Origin of the sequence: Streptomyces sp. NPDC052773, assembly GCF_044547145.1 — a bacterium.
Classification (GTDB): Bacteria; Actinomycetota; Actinomycetes; order Streptomycetales; family Streptomycetaceae; genus Streptomyces.
Genome location: NZ_JBITZX010000001.1, coordinates 504,043 through 523,176, shown reverse-complemented (window position 1 = coordinate 523,176; position 19,134 = coordinate 504,043). Strand labels below are relative to the sequence as shown.

The 19,134-nt window shown below is 70.4% G+C and carries 15 protein-coding genes; 1 reads left to right on the top strand and 14 read right to left on the bottom strand.

Going from position 1 to position 19,134, the window contains the following annotated elements; all coding sequences use genetic code 11:
* Window positions 1-86: 86 nt before the first annotated feature.
* The 13 genes from ACIG0D_RS02470 to ACIG0D_RS02410 all read right to left on the bottom strand — a co-directional run bounded on the left by ACIG0D_RS02470 (window position 87) and on the right by ACIG0D_RS02410 (window position 17,557).
* Window positions 87-884 carry a TIGR03936 family radical SAM-associated protein gene (locus ACIG0D_RS02470; protein ID WP_399795788.1) on the bottom strand — a complete coding sequence of 266 codons (798 nt, stop codon included), beginning with the start codon at window positions 882-884 and terminating at the stop codon, window positions 87-89.
* 48 nt (window positions 885-932) lie between these two features.
* Window positions 933-1,943, bottom strand: a complete 1,011-nt coding sequence (locus tag ACIG0D_RS02465; protein ID WP_399795787.1) for a hypothetical protein — start codon at window positions 1,941-1,943, stop codon at window positions 933-935.
* Window positions 1,944-2,022: 79 nt separating this feature from the next.
* Window positions 2,023-3,948: a TIGR03960 family B12-binding radical SAM protein gene (locus ACIG0D_RS02460; RefSeq protein ID WP_399795786.1), complete on the bottom strand. Its 1,926-nt coding sequence runs from the start codon at window positions 3,946-3,948 to the stop codon at window positions 2,023-2,025.
* 37 nt (window positions 3,949-3,985) lie between these two features.
* Window positions 3,986-5,608: a CHAD domain-containing protein gene (locus ACIG0D_RS02455; RefSeq protein WP_399795784.1), complete on the bottom strand. Its 1,623-nt coding sequence runs from the start codon at window positions 5,606-5,608 to the stop codon at window positions 3,986-3,988.
* A gap of 48 nt (window positions 5,609-5,656) precedes the next feature.
* A complete protein-coding gene (rodA, locus tag ACIG0D_RS02450) occupies window positions 5,657-6,856 on the bottom strand; it encodes a rod shape-determining protein RodA (RefSeq protein WP_399795782.1) in 1,200 nt (399 codons plus the stop codon).
* Window positions 6,853-9,102 carry a penicillin-binding protein 2 gene (mrdA, locus tag ACIG0D_RS02445; protein ID WP_399795780.1) on the bottom strand — a complete coding sequence of 750 codons (2,250 nt, stop codon included), beginning with the start codon at window positions 9,100-9,102 and terminating at the stop codon, window positions 6,853-6,855. Before mrdA ends, rodA begins: the two co-directional genes overlap by 4 nt.
* Before the next feature lie 136 nt (window positions 9,103-9,238).
* On the bottom strand, window positions 9,239-9,910 hold the full coding sequence (gene mreD / locus ACIG0D_RS02440) for a rod shape-determining protein MreD (RefSeq protein WP_399795778.1): 672 nt from the start codon (window positions 9,908-9,910) through the stop codon (window positions 9,239-9,241).
* Window positions 9,911-9,925: 15 nt separating this feature from the next.
* Window positions 9,926-10,876 carry a rod shape-determining protein MreC gene (gene mreC, locus ACIG0D_RS02435; RefSeq protein WP_399795777.1) on the bottom strand — a complete coding sequence of 317 codons (951 nt, stop codon included), beginning with the start codon at window positions 10,874-10,876 and terminating at the stop codon, window positions 9,926-9,928.
* A gap of 130 nt (window positions 10,877-11,006) precedes the next feature.
* Window positions 11,007-12,026, bottom strand: coding sequence for a rod shape-determining protein (locus ACIG0D_RS02430; protein WP_048457894.1), 1,020 nt, complete (start codon window positions 12,024-12,026; stop codon window positions 11,007-11,009).
* A gap of 341 nt (window positions 12,027-12,367) precedes the next feature.
* Window positions 12,368-12,781 carry a nucleoside-diphosphate kinase gene (gene ndk / locus ACIG0D_RS02425; protein ID WP_365757313.1) on the bottom strand — a complete coding sequence of 138 codons (414 nt, stop codon included), beginning with the start codon at window positions 12,779-12,781 and terminating at the stop codon, window positions 12,368-12,370.
* A gap of 65 nt (window positions 12,782-12,846) precedes the next feature.
* On the bottom strand, window positions 12,847-13,212 hold the full coding sequence (locus ACIG0D_RS02420) for a DUF4233 domain-containing protein (RefSeq protein ID WP_399795774.1): 366 nt from the start codon (window positions 13,210-13,212) through the stop codon (window positions 12,847-12,849).
* An 8-nt stretch (window positions 13,213-13,220) separates the two neighbouring features.
* A complete protein-coding gene (locus ACIG0D_RS02415; protein ID WP_399795773.1) occupies window positions 13,221-14,744 on the bottom strand; it encodes a bifunctional folylpolyglutamate synthase/dihydrofolate synthase in 1,524 nt (507 codons plus the stop codon).
* Window positions 14,745-14,932: 188 nt separating this feature from the next.
* Window positions 14,933-17,557 (bottom strand): valine--tRNA ligase, encoded by a 2,625-nt coding sequence (locus tag ACIG0D_RS02410; RefSeq protein WP_399795772.1) that lies wholly within the window; start codon window positions 17,555-17,557, stop codon window positions 14,933-14,935.
* 136 nt (window positions 17,558-17,693) lie between these two features.
* Here ACIG0D_RS02410 and ACIG0D_RS02405 point away from each other — a divergent pair, with 136 nt between their 5' ends.
* Entirely contained in the window at window positions 17,694-18,638 is a 945-nt protein-coding gene (locus ACIG0D_RS02405) for a hypothetical protein (protein ID WP_399795771.1), read from the top strand.
* 64 nt (window positions 18,639-18,702) lie between these two features.
* On the opposite strand, the gene ACIG0D_RS02400 is transcribed toward ACIG0D_RS02405, so the two are convergent.
* Window positions 18,703-18,987 (bottom strand): hypothetical protein, encoded by a 285-nt coding sequence (locus tag ACIG0D_RS02400; protein WP_399795770.1) that lies wholly within the window; start codon window positions 18,985-18,987, stop codon window positions 18,703-18,705.
* Window positions 18,988-19,134 lie beyond the last annotated feature (147 nt).

The following is a 19,134-nucleotide window of genomic DNA, read 5'->3' as shown; positions in this document are numbered from 1 at the left end:
GTACGGCCTGGCGAAAGTCTTCTGGTCGGTGCGCTGCCCGACCCAGGTGGCTCCCGAGTACCAGGGCGGCGCTTCGACGTCCGTCCCTACGCGGGACCTTCCGGCGTCGGCGCCGTCGCGGCGGCAGCCGGAGCGGCCGTTGTGAGGGCCGCCGCTGCCTCGCGGTCGGGCGCGAGCGGGTCGGTCACCGTGCCGGTCTCTTCATCGAACAGCCCCTGCGCCAGCCTGGTCACCGCAGCGGGGACCGGCGGCGCCAGGTCGGCCACGGCGCGGAGACCGGACAGGACGTCGTCGGGTCGTACGGCAGGCGTCACGTGCCGAACAACCAGCCGCAGTATCGCACAGGGCTGGTCGCTCGGCCTATCAGCCTGCGAACTGTGCGTTTCCGCTCCGTCGAGGGCTTCGAGGCTCGCGACGGCCGGCCGGGCGTCGAAGGTGCGCATCCCGTTCTTGGTGAGACGCTGCACCTCGACCGCGTCGGCCGCGTTGAAGGCCGCCACCGCGCGGGCCGCGTCGGCCGGGTCCACGCCGTCCAGCCGCAGCTCCCAGACGGAAGCCGTCAGCCGGTCGGCGAGGCCGGACGTACGGGCCTCGACCGCGTCGACGATGTCGAGCCCGGCGGGCAGCGACTCGTCGAGCAGTTCCCGCAGCCGCTCGGGGTCGCGGGGTTCGGTGAGCGCGATCTCCAGGTACTCCGCCTCACTGCCCGTGCCGGTGGGTGCGGCATTGGCGTACGACACCTTCGGGTGCGGGGTGAACCCCGCCGAGTACGCCATGGGTACCTCGGCGCGGCGCAGCGCACGCTCGAAGGCGCGCTGGAAGTCGCGGTGGCTGGTGAACCTCAGGCGGCCGCGCTTGGTGTAGCGCAGTCGGATGCGCTGCACCGCGGGTGCGGGCGGCGGGCCTTCGGGCTGTCGCTTCCCCAGTGTCGTTCAGTCCTTCGTGAGAGCGGTCGTACTCCTACCAAGAGTACGTGCCTCACTGCGCCGAGGTTCCCGCCGGTCCACCGCCACCCGCTCCCGGGGCTCCCCGAACAGCATCCGCCGGACGTCGTACCGCGCCTGCCGTACGCTCTCCCGTACGGACGTCAGCGCCTGCCGGGTGACGCGGCCCACCGCGCGGACGGCGTCGGCGACGGGCCGCAGCACCGCGTCGCGCACCGCGTGTCCGACCGGGGTCAGCACGCTGCGGTAGACCCAGCGCACCGGCTCCACGAAGATCCACCGGAAGAGGGTCCCGAGGAACCGGCCGACGGCGACCGAGATATGCCCGGCGACCCGCCACGCGTGCCCCAGAGCCGTCCAGACCTCCCGCCCGATCACCGCGAGCACCCGCCCCACGGGCACCAGCACCCACCGCCACACCGCCTGCACGGGCAGCACGAACAGCACCCGGCAGGTCCAGTACACGGTCCAGGCGACGGCCCGCCCGACCGGCGCGAGCACCCACTGGTACACCCATACGGCGGGCACGACGACCAGATACCGCACCAGCCACACGATCCCGTGCCCGACCGGCGTCAGCAGCCGGGCGTAGACCCAGTTCAGCCCGGCCCACACACCCCGCGCGACCCAGGCGATCCCGTGCCCCACCGGTGTCAGCACCCACCGGTACAGCCACCCCGCCGGCACCACGACCAGCCACTTCACCAGCCACGCGACCCCCCGCCCGGCCGGCACCAGCGCCCACCGCCACAGCGCCACGAACGGCCAGACGAACAGCGCCTTCCCCAGCCAGGCCAGCGCCCGCCCGAGCGGCCGCAGCACGGTGTCCCGCAGAACCCGCCCGACGACGACCAGCGCGTCCCACACCATCCGCACCGGCAGCACGACGACCAGCGCGACGATCCGCACGGGCAGCCGGATCGCGACGACGAGACATCCCTCGGGCTCCCGGCCCTGCGGTGCACCGTGCCGGTCTGCCTGCCGCTTTTCCAGATCCATGCCGGTGAAGACACGACGAGGGCCCCCGCCGTTGCGACGGGGGCCCTCGCGTCACCAAGGTGTTACGCGGCTCGCGCGACTACTTCACGACCGTCAGCGGCAGCAGCTTCTTGCCCGTCGGGCCGATCTGGATGTGGGTGTCCATGGCGGGGCAGACGCCGCAGTCGAAGCACGGGGTCCAGCGGCAGTCCTCGACCTCGGTCTCGTCGAGGGCGTCCTGCCAGTCCTCCCAGAGCCAGTCCTTGTCCAGGCCTGAGTCGAGGTGATCCCAGGGGAGGACCTCCTCGTAGGTGCGCTCGCGGGTGGTGTACCAGTCGACGTCCACGCCGTAGGGGGCGAGGGCCTTGTCGGCGCACTGCATCCAGCGGTCGTAGGAGAAGTGCTCGCGCCAGCCGTCGAAGCGGCCGCCGTCCTCGTAGACGGCGCGGATGACGGCGCCGACGCGGCGGTCGCCGCGGGAGAGGAGGCCCTCGACGATGCCGGGCTTGCCGTCGTGGTAGCGGAAGCCGATGGAGCGGCCGTACTTCTTGTCGCCGCGGATCTTGTCGCGCAGCTTCTCCAGGCGGGCGTCGGTCTCCTCGGCGGAGAGCTGCGGGGCCCACTGGAAGGGGGTGTGGGGCTTGGGGACGAAGCCGCCGATCGACACCGTGCAGCGGATGTCGTTGGACTTCGACACCTCGCGGCCCTTGGCGATCACCTTCGTCGCCATGTCGGCGATCTGGAGGACGTCCTCGTCGGTCTCGGTGGGCAGGCCGCACATGAAGTACAGCTTCACCTGGCGCCAGCCGTTGCCGTAGGCCGTCGCGACGGTCCGGATCAGGTCCTCTTCCGAGACCATCTTGTTGATGACCTTGCGCATGCGCTCGGAGCCGCCCTCGGGGGCGAAGGTGAGGCCCGAGCGGCGGCCGTTGCGGGTCAGCTCGTTGGCGAGGTCGACGTTGAAGGCGTCCACGCGGGTCGACGGGAGGGACAGTCCGATCTTGTCCTCCTCGTAGCGGTCCGCGAGGCCCTTGGCGATGTCGCCGATCTCGCTGTGGTCCGCGGAGGACAGCGACAGCAGGCCGACCTCCTCGAAGCCGGTCGCCTTCAGGCCCTTCTCGACCATGTCGCCGATGCCGGTGATGGACCGCTCGCGCACCGGGCGGGTGATCATGCCGGCCTGGCAGAAGCGGCAGCCGCGGGTGCAGCCGCGGAAGATCTCCACCGACATGCGCTCGTGGACGGTCTCCGCGAGCGGGACCAGCGGCTGCTTCGGGTACGGCCACTCGTCGAGGTCCATGACGGTGTGCTTGGACACCCGCCACGGCACGCCGGAGCGGTTCGGTACGACGCGGCTGATGCGGCCGTCCGGCAGGTACTCCACGTCGTAGAAGCCCGGGATGTACACCCCGCCGGTCTTCGCCAGGCGCAGCAGCACCTCCTCGCGGCCACCGGGGCGGCCCTCGGCCTTCCACTCGCGGATGATCTTCGTCATGTCGAGCACGGCCTGCTCGCCGTCGCCGATGACGGCCGCGTCGATGAAGTCGGCGATCGGCTCCGGGTTGAACGCGGCGTGCCCGCCCGCCAGCACGATCGGGTCGTCGAGCCCCCGGTCCTTGGCCTCCAGCGGGATGCCGGCCAGGTCCAGCGCGGTCAGCAGGTTGGTGTAGCCCAGCTCGGTGGAGAAGCTGACGCCGAGCACGTCGAAGGCCTTCACCGGCCGGTGGCTGTCCACGGTGAACTGCGGGACGCCGTGCTCACGCATCAGCGCCTCGAGGTCGGGCCACACGCTGTAGGTGCGCTCGGCGAGGACGCCCTCCTGCTCGTTCAGGACCTCGTAGAGGATCATGACGCCCTGGTTGGGCAGACCGACCTCGTACGCGTCCGGGTACATGAGCGCCCAGCGCACGTCGCACTCGTCCCACGGCTTCACGGTGGAGTTGAGCTCGCCGCCCACGTACTGGATCGGCTTCTGCACATGCGGGAGCAAAGCTTCGAGCTGCGGGAAGACCGACTCGACAGACATCGCGGGAATTACCTTCGTCAGCTGACAGGGGTGACCATCAAGCGTAACGCGGCCCGGGAGCTGCCCGGGACGCCGTTTCGAGGGCCGTCTCACGCCGGATCACCGCCCACGCCTCCACCAGCGCCGCCTCCGCCGACTCGGCCCGTCGTTCCTCCCTGCCATACAGCAGCCCGTAGGTGAACGCGCTCTCCCCCGCGGCCTGCGCATCGGCGGCCAACCGGAGCAGGGCCTCGCGGGTCATCACGCTGTCCTGGTGGTCGCCGAGCAGGCCCTGGAGGGAGCTCATCGAGCGGACCAGGTCGACGGCGGCCTCGCCGAGCGCGGGGCCGGCGGCCTCCGCCGCGTAGCGGGTGCGCTTGGCGGCCTTGCGGGCCTCGTGCAGGGCGAGGTCGCGGTCGTGGCCGGGCGGCAGGGCGAGAGCCTGCTCGATCCGGCCGGCCAGCCGGTCGAAGTCCTTGCGTACGGCCTTGGCCAGCTCCTTCTCCGGCCGCCCGGCGGCGGCCTTGCGCAGCGGCGGGTCGGCGAGCAGGGCGTCGAGCGCGTCCAGCAGGTCCAGATACGGCCGGCTGTCCAGTACGGCGATGAGGCGGCGCCGCGAACCGCCGCGCCGGGCGTGCGACCAGGTCCGCACCCGGCTGCGCACCGGGCCGATGACAAGGGTGCGGGGCAGGTCGGCGAGGGCGGCGGTGAGGCGTTCGGCGAGCACTTCCCGGTCGCGGTCTGCGCCCAGCTCGGCCGCGAGCCGGCGCAGCCCGGCGCCGATCGGTGCGGTGGCGGCGGGGTCGAGGAGCCGGTCGTAGGAGCGGAAGGCGCTGCGCAGCCGCCGGGTGGCGACGCGCAGCGCGTGCACGGAGTCGGGCACGTCCCGGCGTACGGCCGGGTCGAGGGCGACGATGGCGTCCCGCTGGCGGCGCAGGTAGACGAGGAGGTGGTCGCCGGCCGTCACGGGCGCGGGGGTCCCGGCCGCGGCGCGGCGCTTCTTCTTCGGCGCGGTGCGACGCTTCGGCTTCGGCGCCGTCTCCGTGAGCTTCCTCTTCGGCGCGCTCTGCCCGAGTGTCTTCTTCGGCGCCGTCTCCGCGAGCGCCCTGGCCAGTTTGGACGGCGAGTCCGACGGCCGTACGCCCGCTCTGCGCAGCCGTTTCTCCACCTTGTCGAGGAAGGCGGGGTCCCGGCCGTCGGCCAGCTCCACCTCGATCTCGGTCCACTGGGCGCTGCGGCCGTCCTTCGTGAGCCGGTCGGCGCGTACGGCGTCCACGCTGACCTCGGCGAGCAGCCGTCCCTCGGCGTCGACGAGGTCGCGGACGTCCCGCGAGGAGCGCAGCCGCACCACGGGCAGCAGCTCGGCGTCGCGCACCCGGGAGCGGACCAGCCCGGCGAGGCGGTCCGGCAGCGTGTCGGACAGCGGGGCCCGGATCTCGTCCCGCACGCCCGGGGCGACGGGGAACTTCAGATGCCAGCCCGCGTCCGCGCCGCCGGTGCGCCGGCGCAGGGTGATCGAATCGGCGGCGAGGCGGTGGTCGGCGGTGTCGTAGTAGACGGCGTCGAGTTCGGCGACGCCCTTGTCGAGAACGGCCGCCACTCCGGCGACCCCGGTCAGGTCGGGCAGACCGCTGTCGCCGGACGCGTACTTGCGCTCGATCTCCCGCTTGGTGTCCGCCATGCACCGAATCTAGGGCCTGTCGCCCGGCGGGGGCAGAGGCCGTCGCGCTCACGCGGACAACGGCCGCTGCACCCGGATCGACTGGAGCAGCCCGACCGCCACCCACACGGCGAACATCGACGAACCGCCGTACGACACGAACGGCAGCGGCAGGCCCGTGACCGGCATGATGCCGAGGGTCATGCCGATGTTCTCGAAGGACTGGAAGGCGAACCAGGCGACGATGCCGGCGGCGACGACGGTGCCGTACAGGTCACTGGTCTCGCGGGCGATGCGGCAGGCGCGCCAGAGCACGATGCCGAGCAGCACGATGATGAGCCCGCCGCCGACGAACCCCAGCTCCTCGCCGGCGACCGTGAAGACGAAGTCGGTCTGCTGCTCGGGGACGAACTGGCCCGTCGTCTGGGAGCCCTCGAACAGGCCGGAGCCGGTGAGGCCACCGGAGCCGATGGCGATACGGGCCTGGTTGGTGTTGTAGCCGACGCCGGCCGGGTCGAGTTCGGGGTTGGCGAAGGCGGCGAAGCGGTTGATCTGGTACTCGTCCAGGATGCCCAGCTGCCAGACCGCGATCGCGCCGGCCGTGCCAGCGCCGATGAGCCCGAAGATCCAGCGGTTGGAGGCACCGGAGGCGAGCAGCACGCCCAGCACGATCACCACCATCACCATGACCGAGCCGAGGTCGGGCATGAGCAGCACGATCAGCGCGGGCACGGCGGCCAGGCCGAGCGCCTGGAGGACCGTGCGGTGGTCCGGGTACTGCTTGTCGCCCGCGTCCACCCGCGCCGCCAGCAGCATCGCCATGCCGAGGATGATCGTGACCTTCACGAACTCCGAGGGCTGGAGCGAGAAGCCGCCGCCGATGACGATCCAGGAGTGGGCGCCGTTGACCGTGGAGCCCAGCGGGGTGAGCACCAGCAGGATCAGGAAGACGGACGCGCCGTAGAGGATCGGCACGGCGGTGCGCAGGGTGCGGTGGCCGAGCCAGACGGTGCCGGCCATCAGGGCGAAGCCGATGCCGGTGTTGAGCAGATGCCGGAGGAAGAAGTAGTACGGGTCGCCCTGGTTGATGTCGGTGCGGTTGCGGGTCGCCGAGAACACCAGCACCGAGCCGATCAGCGACAGCGCGAGCGCCGCCAGCAGTATCGGCCAGTCGAGGCGGCGGGCCATCGAGTCGCGGGCGAGCAGCCGCGTCCACCCGGCGCGCTCCGGGCCGTACCCGGAGACCTGGAAGCTGTTGACGCCGGTCATCGCGGGCTCCTTCGGCCGCCGCGGCGGCGCCCGCGCCGGCGTGTCTCACGGTTGCCCGACTCCGGCGAGGGCACGGTCGCCGCGGCCTGCGCCTGCTCCGCCGCGTTCTCCGGGGCCTTCTGGCTGGCCTGCTGCTCCTTCGCCACGTCCTTGGGGAGCTTGGGCGCGGTGATGGAGCCGTCGGGCCGGATCTTCGGCAGGTCCTTCTGCGGGGTGGGCAGCAGGGCGTTCTTCTTGTCGATGGTGCCGTCGTCGGACACACCGTAGAGCGCGTCGTAGATGTTGCGGACGGCGGGGCCGGAGGCGCCGGAGCCCGTACCACCCTGGGAGATGGTCATCACGATCGCGTAGTCGTCGGTGTAGGTGGCGAACCAGGAGGTGGTCTGCTTGCCGTAGACCTCCGCGGTCCCCGTCTTGGCGTGCATCGGGATCTCGTCCTGCGGCCAGCCGCCGAACCGCCACGCGGCCGTACCGCGGGTGGCGACGCCGGCCAGGGCCTCGTCCATCTGGGCGAGGGTCTGCTTGCCGACCGGGAGCCTGCCGTGCGACTTCGGCTCGATCTCCTCGACCTTCTTGCCGTCGGGGCTGATGACGGCCTTGCCGACGGTCGGGGTGTAGAGGGTGCCGCCGTTGGAGATGGCCGCGTAGATGGTGGCCATCTGGATGGGGGTCACGAGGGTGTCGCCCTGGCCGATGGAGTAGTTGATCTCGTCACCGGCGCGCATCTTGTTGCCTTCGAGGCAGTTCTCGTAGGCGATCTTCTCGACGTAGTCGCCGTCCTTCTTGCCCGTCTTGCACCAGGCGTCCTTGTTGGCCTCCCAGTACCGCTGTTTCCACTCGCGGTCGGGGACGCGGCCGGCCACCTCGTTGGGCAGGTCGATGCCGGTCTCCTTGCCGAGGCCGAACTGGTGGGCGGCCTTGTAGAACCAGTCCTTGGGCTTGCCCTTGGGGTTGATGCCGCCGTCCTTCTTCCACTCGCTGTGCGCGAGGCGGTAGTAGACGGTGTCGCAGGAGACCTCCAGGGCGCGGCCGAGGTCGATGGCGCCGTGGTTCTGCGACTCGAAGTTCTTGAAGACCTGGCCGCCGACCGAGTACGCGCTGGAGCACTCGTAGCGGCCGTCGAAGTCGTAGCCCGCCTGCACCGCGGCGGCCGTGGAGACCACCTTGAAGATGGAGCCGGGGGCGGCCTGACCCTGTATGGCGCGGTTGAGCAGGGGGTAGTTGGAGGACTTGCCGGTGAGCTTCCTGTAGTCCTTGGCGGAGATTCCGCCGACCCAGGCGTTGGGGTCGTACGTCGGGTTGGAGGCCATGGCGACGATCCGGCCAGTCCGGGCCTCCATGACGACGACCGCGCCCGCGTCGGCCTTGTACCGCTCCTGGGTGTTGCGGTCCCACTCCTTGCGGGCGGCCTTCATCGCCTCGTTCAGCTCGTACTCCGCGACGCGCTGGACTCGGGCGTCGATGCTGGTGACGAGGTTGGAGCCGGGCTGGGCGGCGTCGGACTCGGCCTGGCCGATGACGCGGCCGAGGTTGTCCACCTCGTACCGGGTGACGCCGGCCTTGCCGCGCAGCGCCTTGTCGTACTGGCGTTCCAGGCCGGAGCGGCCGACCTGGTCGGAGCGCAGATAGGGCGAGTCGGTGTCCTGGGCCTGCTGGATCTCCTCGTCGGTGACCGGGGAGAGATAGCCGAGGACCTGGGCGGTGTTGGCCTTGCCGGGGCTCGGGTAGCGGCGCACGGCCTGGGGTTCGGCGGTGATGCCGGGGAAGTCCTCGGCGCGTTCGCGGATCTGGAGGGCCTGGCGGGGGGTGGCCTCGTCGGTGATGGGGATCGGCTGGTACGGCGAGCCGTTCCAGCAGGGCTGGGGGGTCTTGGCGTCGCAGAGCCGGACCTTCTCCTTGACCTCCTTGGGGGTCATCCCGAGGACGCCGGCGAGCTTGGTGAGGACGGCCTCGCCGTCGTCCTTCATCTTCATCAGCTCGGTGCGGGAGGCGGAGACCACCAGCCGGGTCTCGTTGTCCGCGAGGGGCACGCCGCGGGCGTCCAGGATGGAGCCGCGGACGGCGGGCTGGACGACCTGCTGGACGTGGTTGCCGGAGGCCTCCTTGGCGTATTCAGCGCCCTCGCGGATCTGGAGATACCAGAGCCGGCCGCCGAGGGTGGCGAGGAGGGAGAGGACGAGGACCTGGATGACGATGAGCCGGATCTGGACGCGTGGCGTCCGTCCGGTCTCGGGGATGTTGGTCACTGCGGCTGCTCCCCCTCTCGGTGCGCGAACGGGTGGGTGCGGGCGGAAACGGGTGAGGCGGGTACGAGTGAGGAACGAAGGGCCCGTGAGCTGCGGTTCCTCGCCGGTTCACCCGTTCCGGTGAACTCAGCCGGATTCACAGCCGCTTGACCCCCTTGATGCGCCCGGCGCGGGCGGTGCGGGCGCGGGCGACCTTCACTCTCAGGCCGTTCCGCTGGCCGCCGATCCGCAGCCCGGTGCCGGAGGCGAGCCAGCCCTCGGAGATGTCGGTGCCCTGGGCCGCGGGGCCGGTCTCGGCGAGCGGGTCGTTGTCGGCGCGGCGGGCGAGCGCCATCAGGCCGGGCACGACGAAGGGGGCGAGCAGCAGGTCGTAGAGGACGGCGGTGAACAGCAGGCCGCCGAGGCCGACATGGCGGGCGGCGGTGTCGCCGACGAGGGCGCCCACCCCGGCGTACAGCAGGGTCGTGCCGATCGCGGCGGCGGCCACCACGGCCATGGTGCCGGTGGCGGACTTCAGCCGGCCGTTCTCCGGCTTGACCAGTCCGGCCAGATAGCCGACGACGCACAGCACTAGCGCGTAGCGGCCGGCGGCGTGGTCGGCGGGCGGGGAGAGGTCGGCGAGCAGACCCGCGCCGAAGCCGACGAGGGCGCCGCCGACATGGCCGTAGACCAGGGCGAGGCCGAGGACGGTGAGCAGCAGCAGGTCGGGGACGGCGCCCGGGAGGTGGAGCCGGGCCAGGACGCTGACCTGGACGACCAGGGCGACGACGACCAGGGCGGAGGAGAGCAGGATCCGGTTGAAGCGCATGAAGGTCAGCTCCCCCTACTGGTCTTGCGGCTGGAACTCGCCGTCGCCCGGCGCCTCGGCCGACGGGGTGACCGTCACCGTCACGGTCGGCTTCGGGGTCGGCTTGGGCTTGGGCGGCAGGACGGTGTCGCGCGGGTCCTTCGCGGGTGTCTGCACGACGACGCCGACGACGTCGAGCTGGGTGAAGCTGACGTACGGCGTGACGTACAGGGTGCGGGTCAGGTCGCCGCCGGAGGGGTCGACGCGGGAGACCACGCCGACCGGGACGCCGGGCACGAACGGCTTGTCGGCCTGGGAGCCGAAGGTGACCAGGCGGTCGCCCTTCTTGATCTCCGCCTTGCCGTTGAGGAGCTCCACGCGCAGCGGGCGGTCGCCCTGGCCGGAGGCGAAGCCCAGCTCGTCGCTGTCCTCCATCCGGGTGCCGACGGTGAAGTCGGGGTCGGTGGCCAGCAGCACGGTGGCGGTGTTCGGGCCGACCGTGGTGACGCGGCCGACGAGCCCGTCGCCGTTGAGGACGGTCATGTCGCGCTTGATGCCGTCGTTGGCGCCGACGTCGATGGTGATGGTCCAGGAGAAGCCCTGCGCGGCTCCTATGGCGATGACCTCGGCGCCCTTGATGCCGTACTGGCCGCGGCCCGCGACCTTCAGCATCTTGTCGAGCTGCTGGAGTCTGCTGCGGGTGCGGTCGTCGCTGCCGAGCTTGGCCTTCAGCGCGGCGTTCTCCCGCTCCAGTTCGGCCATCCGGTCGTGCCGCTCGCCGGAGTCACGGACGGCGGCGATCGCGTTGCCGACCGGGTCGACCGCGGACGCCACCCCGTTCTCGATCGGGCCGAAGACCGTGGCCGCGGCGCGCCGGGCACCGTCGACCGGTGAGTCCTCCCCGCCGCGGATGTCCACCGTGATCAGCGCGAACGCGATGGCGATCAGCAGCACCAGGAGCAGCCGGCTCTCTCGTGTGTCCCTCACGTGCGGCGGCCGTGCCCTTCCTCATAGGAACTGGTGTGTGAACAGGAACTGGTGCGTGAGCCTATGCCCTATGCCAACGATCCGCCGCACGAGAGGGGTTCGTCTCGTACGGCGGAATCGTCAGCACGGGTCATCGGCGCGGTGCCGCGTCGAGCACCTGCTGCAACGCCTCGAACTCCTCGACGCACTTGCCGGAGCCGAGCGCCACGCTGTCCAGCGGGTCCTCGGCGATGTGGATCGGCATCCCGGTCTCGCGCCGCAGCCGCTCGTCCAGACCGCGCAGCAGCGCGCCGCCGCCGGTCAGAACGATTCCGCGGTCCATGATGTCGCCGGACAGTTCCGGCGGGCACTTGTCCAGGGTGGTCTTCACGGCGTCGACGATCGCGTTGACGGGCTCCTCGATCGCCTTGCGCACCTCCGCGGCGGAGATGACGACGGTCTTGGGCAGCCCGGAGACGAGATCCCGGCCCCGGATTTCGGTGTGCTCGTCGGTGTCCAGGTCGTACGCCGAACCGATCGTGATCTTGATCTGTTCGGCCGTGCGCTCACCCAGCAGGAGCGAGTACTCCTTCTTGATGTGCTGGATGATCGCGTTGTCCAGCTCGTCGCCCGCGACGCGGATGGACTGGGCGGTGACGATGCCGCCGAGCGAGATGACCGCGACCTCCGTCGTGCCGCCGCCGATGTCCACCACCATGTTGCCCGTGGCCTCGTGGACCGGCAGGCCGGAGCCGATGGCGGCGGCCATGGGCTCCTCGATGATGTGCACCTGGCGGGCGCCGGCCTGGGACGACGCCTCGATGACGGCGCGGCGCTCGACGCCGGTGATACCGGAGGGCACACAGACGACGACCCGCGGCCGAGCCAGATACCGCCGCTTGTGGATCTTCAGAATGAAGTAGCGGAGCATGCGCTCGGTGATCTCGAAGTCGGCGATGACGCCGTCCTTCAGGGGGCGCACGGCGACGATGTTGCCCGGCGTCCGCCCGATCATCTTCTTCGCTTCGGCACCGACCGCGAGGATGCCACCGGTGTTGGTGTTGATCGCGACGACGGACGGCTCGTTGAGTACGATCCCGCGACCCCTGACGTACACCAGCGTGTTGGCGGTCCCGAGGTCGACAGCCATGTCACGGCCGATGAACGACATTGAGTTCCCCATCAGGATTCGTCTGGCCTTCCCACGGAGCTTTGGAAGCACGGGGCTTTTGAAAGCTTGTCAGGTCGGCGAGGTGGGTGCTGTGACGTGAAGTGCTTCCATCGTAGACGCGCCTTCACGTCAACTGCGCGAGGGTCTTCGCCATTGTCAGCAGATGGCGCGCCGCCCCGCTTGTGGAGACGGTCCATCGGGGGCAGTCGTTCCCCCGATCGCCACGGCATATGCCAAGCCACGGCCGAAAACGTACGGCCGTGGCTGGTCGGCGGAGCGAAAGAGCTGACGCCCTCTCAGGAAACTCCCTGGAAAATTCGCAACCGGGCGCCCGGGCGGGGTCAGGCCCGGCCGGGGAAGAAGATCTTGACCTCGCGCTCGGCGGACTCCTCGGAGTCGGACGCGTGGATCAGGTTCTCGCGGACGATGACGCCGTAGTCACCGCGGATGGAGCCCGGCGCGGCGGCGATCGGGTCGGTCGGGCCGGCCAGCTGCCGGACACCCTCGATGACCCGCTCACCCTCGACGATCATCGCCACGACCGGACCGGAGGACATGAACGCGACCAGCGGCTCGTAGAACGGCTTGCCCTTGTGCTCGCCGTAGTGCTGCTCCAGCGTGTCCTGGTCCAGGGTGCGCAGCTCCAGCGCGGTGATCTGCCAGCCGGCCTTCCGCTCGATACGGCTGATGATCTCGCCGGTCAGGCCACGACGGACGGCGTCGGGCTTGAGGAGGACGAGGGTGCGCTGGGTCACGACGGACTCCTTTGAATCAAGTTGTGCGGGGTGGGTCGAGGCTACAGGGCGACCCCGTGGCGCTGTTACACAGCGTCAGCTTGAGAAGCTTGGGAAGATTCCGCCTGGGCCGCAAATCGCGCCTTTGCCTCGTCCACCTTTCTCCCGAAATGCACCGACGCCCACCACAGCGCCGCGAACACCACGCCCAGGACGAACATCATCGGCACGACGAAGCCGGACGCGATCAGCGCGATCTGCAGCGCCCATCCCAGGGCGACCCCGCCGGGCCGGGTGACCATCCCGCACAGCACCAGGCACAGGAACATCGCGATCCCGCTGACCGTCCACACCGTCGACATGGACAGGTCGGGTTCCTTCATCGCGACCAGCCCCGCGAAGCCGATGATGAAGAACTCGCCAATCAGCGTCGAAGAACACAGCGTACGCACGGAAAACCTCAGCCCTTCCCCAGCAGCAGCCGGGCCTCGCCGACGGTGATCACGGACCCGGTGACCAGCACCCCGCCACCGGCGAACTCGCCCTCCTCCTCGGCCAGCGTGATCGCCGCCTCCAGCGCGTCCGGCAGCCGCGGCTCCACCTGCACCCGCTCCTCGCCGAACACCTCGACGGCGATCGCGGCCAGCTCGTCGGCGTCCATCGCGCGATGGCTGGAGTTCTGTGTGACGACGACCTCGGCGAACACCGGCTCGAACGCCTCCAGCAGCCCGCGCACGTTCTTGTCGCCGCTCGCGCCGACCACCCCGATGAGCCGGCTGAACTGGAACGCCTCCCCGATCGCCTCGGCCGTCACCCGCGCCCCCGCCGGGTTGTGCGCGGCGTCCAGCACCACGGTCGGCGAGCGCCGTACGACCTCCAGGCGGCCCGGCGAGGACACCGCCGCGAACGCCTTGCGGACCGTGTCGATGTCCAGCGGATCCGGGCGCTGGGAGCCGACCCCGAAGAACGCCTCCACCGCGGCCAGCGCGACGGCCGCGTTGTGCGCCTGGTGGGCACCGTGCAGCGGCAGGTACACCTCGGTGTACTCGCCGCCCAGGCCGCGCAGGGTCAGCAGCTGCCCGCCGACCGCCACCTGCCGGGCCACGACACCGAACTCCAGGCCCTCCCGGGCCACCGTGGCGTCCACCTCGACGGCCTTCTTCAGCACCACCTGCGCCGCGTCCACCGGCTGCTGCGCCAGGATCACGGTCGCGCCCTGCTTGACGATCCCGGACTTCTCACCGGCGATCTCGCCGGGCGTCTCGCCCAGCCGGTCGGTGTGGTCCAGGTCGATCGGGGTGATCACGGCGACATCGCCGTCGATCACGTTCGTGGCGTCCCAGGAGCCGCCCATGCCGACCTCGACGACGGCCACGTCCACCGGCGCGTCCGCGAACGCCGCGTACGCCATGCCGGTCAGCACCTCGAAGAAGGACAGCCGGTACTCCTGCGAGCCGTCGACCATCTCGACGTACGGCTTGATGTCCTGGTACGTCTCGATGAACCGCTCCGCCGAGATCGGCGCGCCGTCCAGGCTGATGCGCTCGGTGATCGACTGCACGTGCGGGCTCGTGTACCGGCCGGTGCGCAGCTCGAAGGCGCCGAGCAGGGCCTCGATCATGCGGGCCGTCGACGTCTTGCCGTTCGTCCCCGTGATGTGGATCGAGGGGTACGACCGCTGCGGCTCGCCCAGCACGTCCATCAGCGCGGCGATCCGGGTGACCGACGGCTCCAGCTTGGTCTCGCCCCAGCGGGTCGCCAGCTCGGCCTCGACCTCGCGCAGCGCCTTGTCGACCTCCGGGTCCTCCGGCCGCGCGGGCACGTCCGCCTGGGGCGGGCCGCCCTGGGTGCGCAGGGTGCGGCTGCCGGCCTCGATCACCGCGAGGTCGGGGTCGCGGGTCGTCTCCGCCTCGATGATCTCGTCGAAGGAGTCGAGGGGGTCGGGCTGGTCGCTCTGGTCGCTGGTGCCGGGGATGTCGCTCACGGGGCCAGTCTACGGAGCGGGACTGACAGAGGTGGGGGGTGGCTTGTGCGGTCACGTCGGTGCCGGTCGTGCGGCCGGTCGCGCCCACGCGGCGGAGCCGCATATCGATGCGGCCCCGCGCCCCTTTCGGGTAGGCGAAGGCCCCCGGCGCTTCCCAGCACCGGGGGCCTTCCCTCACGTACGCGGCCTTACGCCTGCGGCAGCTTCTCCAGCTGGGCCTCGATCCGGGTGATGTCCTCCTCCGCCTTGGCCAGGCGGGTGCGGATCTTCTCCACCACGTGGTCCGGGGCCTTGGCCAGGAACGCCTCGTTGCCGAGCTTGGCCTCGGCCTGCTGGCGCTCCTTCTGCGCGGCGGCCAGGTCCTTGGCGAGGCGCTTGCGCTCCGCCGCCACGTCGATCACGCCGGACAGGTCCAGCGCCACCTCGACGCCCGCGACCGGCAGGGTCGCCGTCGCCGAGAAGCCCTCGCCCTCCGGCTGGAGGCGCAGCAGCTGGCGGATGGCGGCCTCGTGCGGCGCGAGAGCCGTGCCGGCGAGGGACAGGCGGGCGGGGACCCGCTGGCCGGGCTGGAGGCCCTGGTCGGCGCGGAAGCGGCGGACCTCGGTGATGACGGACTGGAGCGTCTCGATCTCCCGCTCGGCGTCCGCGTCCCGGAAGCCACTGTCCTTCGGCCACTCGGCGATGACGACGGACTCACCGCCGGTCAGCGTGGTCCACAGGGTCTCCGTCACGAACGGCACGACCGGGTGGAGGAGCCGCAGGGTGACGTCGAGCACCTCGCCGAGGACCCGCTTGCTGACCTCGGCCGGCTCGCCGCCCGCCTGGAAGGTGGTCTTGGACAGCTCGACGTACCAGTCGAAGACCTCGTCCCACGCGAAGTGGAACAGCGCGTCGGAGAGCTTCGCGAACTGGTAGTCCTCGTAGTACGCGTCGACCTCGGCGACCACCGAGTTGAGGCGGGAGAGGATCCACCGGTCCGTCGAGGACATCTTCGAGGCGTCCGGCAGCGGACCCTCGACCGTCGCGCCGTTCATCAGCGCGAAGCGGGTGGCGTTCCAGATCTTGTTGGCGAAGTTGCGGGAGCCCTGGACCCAGTCCTCGCCGATCGGCACGTCGACGCCGGGGTTGGCGCCGCGCGCCAGGGTGAAGCGGAGCGCGTCGGAGCCGTACTTGTCCATCCAGTCCAGCGGGTTGACGACGTTCCCGAAGGACTTCGACATCTTCTTGCCGTTCTGGTCACGGACCATGCCGTGCAGGGCGATGGTGTGGAACGGCGGGGTGCCGTCCATCGCGTAGAGGCCGAACATCATCATCCGGGCGACCCAGAAGAAGAGGATGTCGTAGCCGGTGACCAGGACGGAGTTCGGATAGAACTTCGCGAGCGACTCCGTCTGCTCCGGCCAGCCGAGCGTGGAGAACGGCCACAGGCCGGAGGAGAACCAGGTGTCGAGGACGTCGGAGTCCTGGTACCAGCCCTCGCCGGACGGCGGCTCGTCGTCGGGACCGACGCAGACGACCTCGCCGTTCGGGCCGTACCAGACCGGAATGCGGTGACCCCACCACAACTGGCGCGAGATGCACCAGTCGTGCAGGTTGTCCACCCAGTCGAAGTAGCGCTTCTCCATCTCCTGCGGGTGGATCTTGACCTTGCCGTCGCGGACGGCGTCGCCGGCGGCCTTGGCCAGCGGGCCGACCTTGACCCACCACTGCATGGACAGGCGCGGCTCGATGGTCGTCTTGCAGCGCGAGCAGTGGCCCACGGAGTGGACGTACGGCCGCTTCTCGGCGACGATCCGGCCGTCGGCGCGCAGCGCGGCGACGATGGCGGAGCGGGCCTCCAGGCGGTCCAGGCCCTGGAAGGGGCCGTGGGCGGTGATGACGGCGTGCTCGTCCATGACCGTGATGGACGGCAGCTCGTGGCGCTGGCCGATCTCGAAGTCGTTCGGGTCGTGCGCCGGGGTCACCTTGACGGCGCCGGTGCCGAACTCGGGGTCGACGTGCTCGTCGGCGACGACCGGGATACGGCGGCCGGTGAGCGGCAGTTCGATCTCGCGGCCGACGAGGTGCTTGTAGCGCTCGTCCTCGGGGTGGACCGCGACGGCGGTGTCGCCGAGCATCGTCTCGGCGCGGGTGGTGGCGACGACGATGGCGTCGTCCCCCTCCCCGTACCGGATGGAGACCAGCTCGCCGTCGTCGTCCTGGTACTCGACCTCGATGTCCGAGATGGCCGTCAGGCACCGGGGGCACCAGTTGATGATGCGCTCGGCGCGGTAGATCAGCTCGTCGTCGTAGAGCCGCTTGAAGATGGTCTGGACGGCCTTGGACAGGCCCTCGTCCATGGTGAAGCGCTCGCGCGTCCAGGCGACGCCGTCGCCGAGGCGCTTCATCTGGCCGGAGATCTGCCCGCCGGACTCGGCCTTCCACTGCCAAACGCGCTCGACGAACGCCTCACGGCCGAGGTCGTGGCGGGACTTGCCCTCCTTGCCCAGCTCGCGCTCGACGACGTTCTGGGTGGCGATGCCTGCGTGGTCCATGCCCGGCTGCCACAGCGTCTCGTAGCCCTGCATCCGCTTGCGGCGGGTCAGCGCGTCGATGAGCGTGTGCTCGAACGCGTGCCCGAGGTGCAGGGAGCCGGTGACGTTCGGCGGCGGGATGACGATGGTGTACGGCGGCTTGTCGCTCTTCGCGTCCGCCTCGAAGTACCCCCGCTCTACCCAGCGCTCGTACAGCTTCCCCTCTACCTCGGCCGGCGTGTACTGGGTCGGCAGTTCGGTGGTGGTCGCTGGCGGCTGCTGCTGAGTGTTCTCGGTCACGGGCTCAGTTTAGGGGTGTCACGGCGCCGTCCCGAAACTCGATTCCTTCGTAACAGTGCGCACCCCGATGCGGTGGGTTCCGGCCGCCTGCGCCAGGATGTCAGGTACGCATAAGCATCTGGAGGGGAACCCAGTAATGAGCTACAACCAGCCGGGCCCGTACGGCGGGCAGCCCCAGCAGCCCGGACCGTACGGTCAGCCGGGCCCCTACGGCCAGCAGCCGCAGGCACCCCAGCCCGGCTATGGCTACCCCCAGCAGCCCGCCCAGCCGCAGCCCGGCTACGGCTACCCGCAGCAGGCCCCGCAGGGCGTCCCGCCGCAGCAGCCCCCCTACGGCCAGCAGCCGCCCTATGGCCAGGCCCCCTACGGCACGCCCCAGCCCCCCGTCCCGGCCGGCGGCAAGAAGAAGACCGGCCTCGTCATCGGCGCGGTCGCGGTCGTCGCGGCCATCGCGGTCGGCGCGTACTTCCTCCTGGCGGGGGGCAGCGGCGGCAACTCGGACGTCGCGGACGACGGGCCGCACAAGCTGGACACGCCCGCGACGGTGCTCGGCGAGTACAAGAAGAGTGAGAGCGACGGCGATTCCCTGTCGAGCGACGACATCAAGGACGCCGAGAAGTGGGGGGTGAAGAACCCCAAGGAGGTCGAAGCCAGTTACGGCGCGGGCAGTGAGGACAACCCGCTGGCGAGGAAGATGCTCACGTACGGTGGCGTCTACGGCGAGATCGAGGATCCCGAGAAGGTCGTCGATGCCTTCCTCACCTTCATGCGGGAGGACTCCAACAAGGACGACGACGAAATGAAGGTCACTTTCGTCGGTGAGGCGAAGTCCTACGACAACGCCGAAGGCGCCGTTCTCAAGTGCCAGGACGCCAAGATGGAGCCCAAGGACCCCTCGTCCAGCTCCGGCGGCGGCCCGAGCGAGATGAACGTGACCTACTGCGTGTGGGGCGACTACAGCACCCTCGCTCTCGTGATGCCGCTGGACTTCGCGAACATCGCCGCGGAGAAGCCGACCGACCAGGCGGCCGCAGCCGACCTCACGGCCAAGTTCCGCGAGGAAGTCCGCGTCAAGGCCTGACGTCTCCTCCCGCTTCGCACAAATGAAGGCGGCTCGGTGGTCCACCGAGCCGCCTTCCCTGTGATCAGGCTCGCTTACACGCCGGCCCCGAAACCGAGGCAGGCACGTCGATCCTCGCCAGGGCCTCGATGCAGGCAGGGTTGGCGAACTTACCCACACCCACGTCTATCGCGCCGTGACTGCAGGCGGCCTTCACCTTCGGGCCGGCGAAGTACCCATGCGTCGCCACATAGTTGGTGCAGGCGCTCTGCGTGGCACTCGCCGGCGAGGCCGCCAGGATCGGCAGTGCGCCTGCCGCCACCATCACACCGGCCGCGGCCACCAGGCGCTGGGCCCTCTGGAAAGTCATGCGTGGTTCTCCCGTTTCATAGCAGCCAGACATTCGAGTACATGTCCGACTCGGTCGGCTCGATTCGATCATGAACATGAGGTCGGCTCAAGGTCTGGCCGGGACAATGGCTTGATCCCTCCACCCTGGTCCGACACGCCGAAGGGC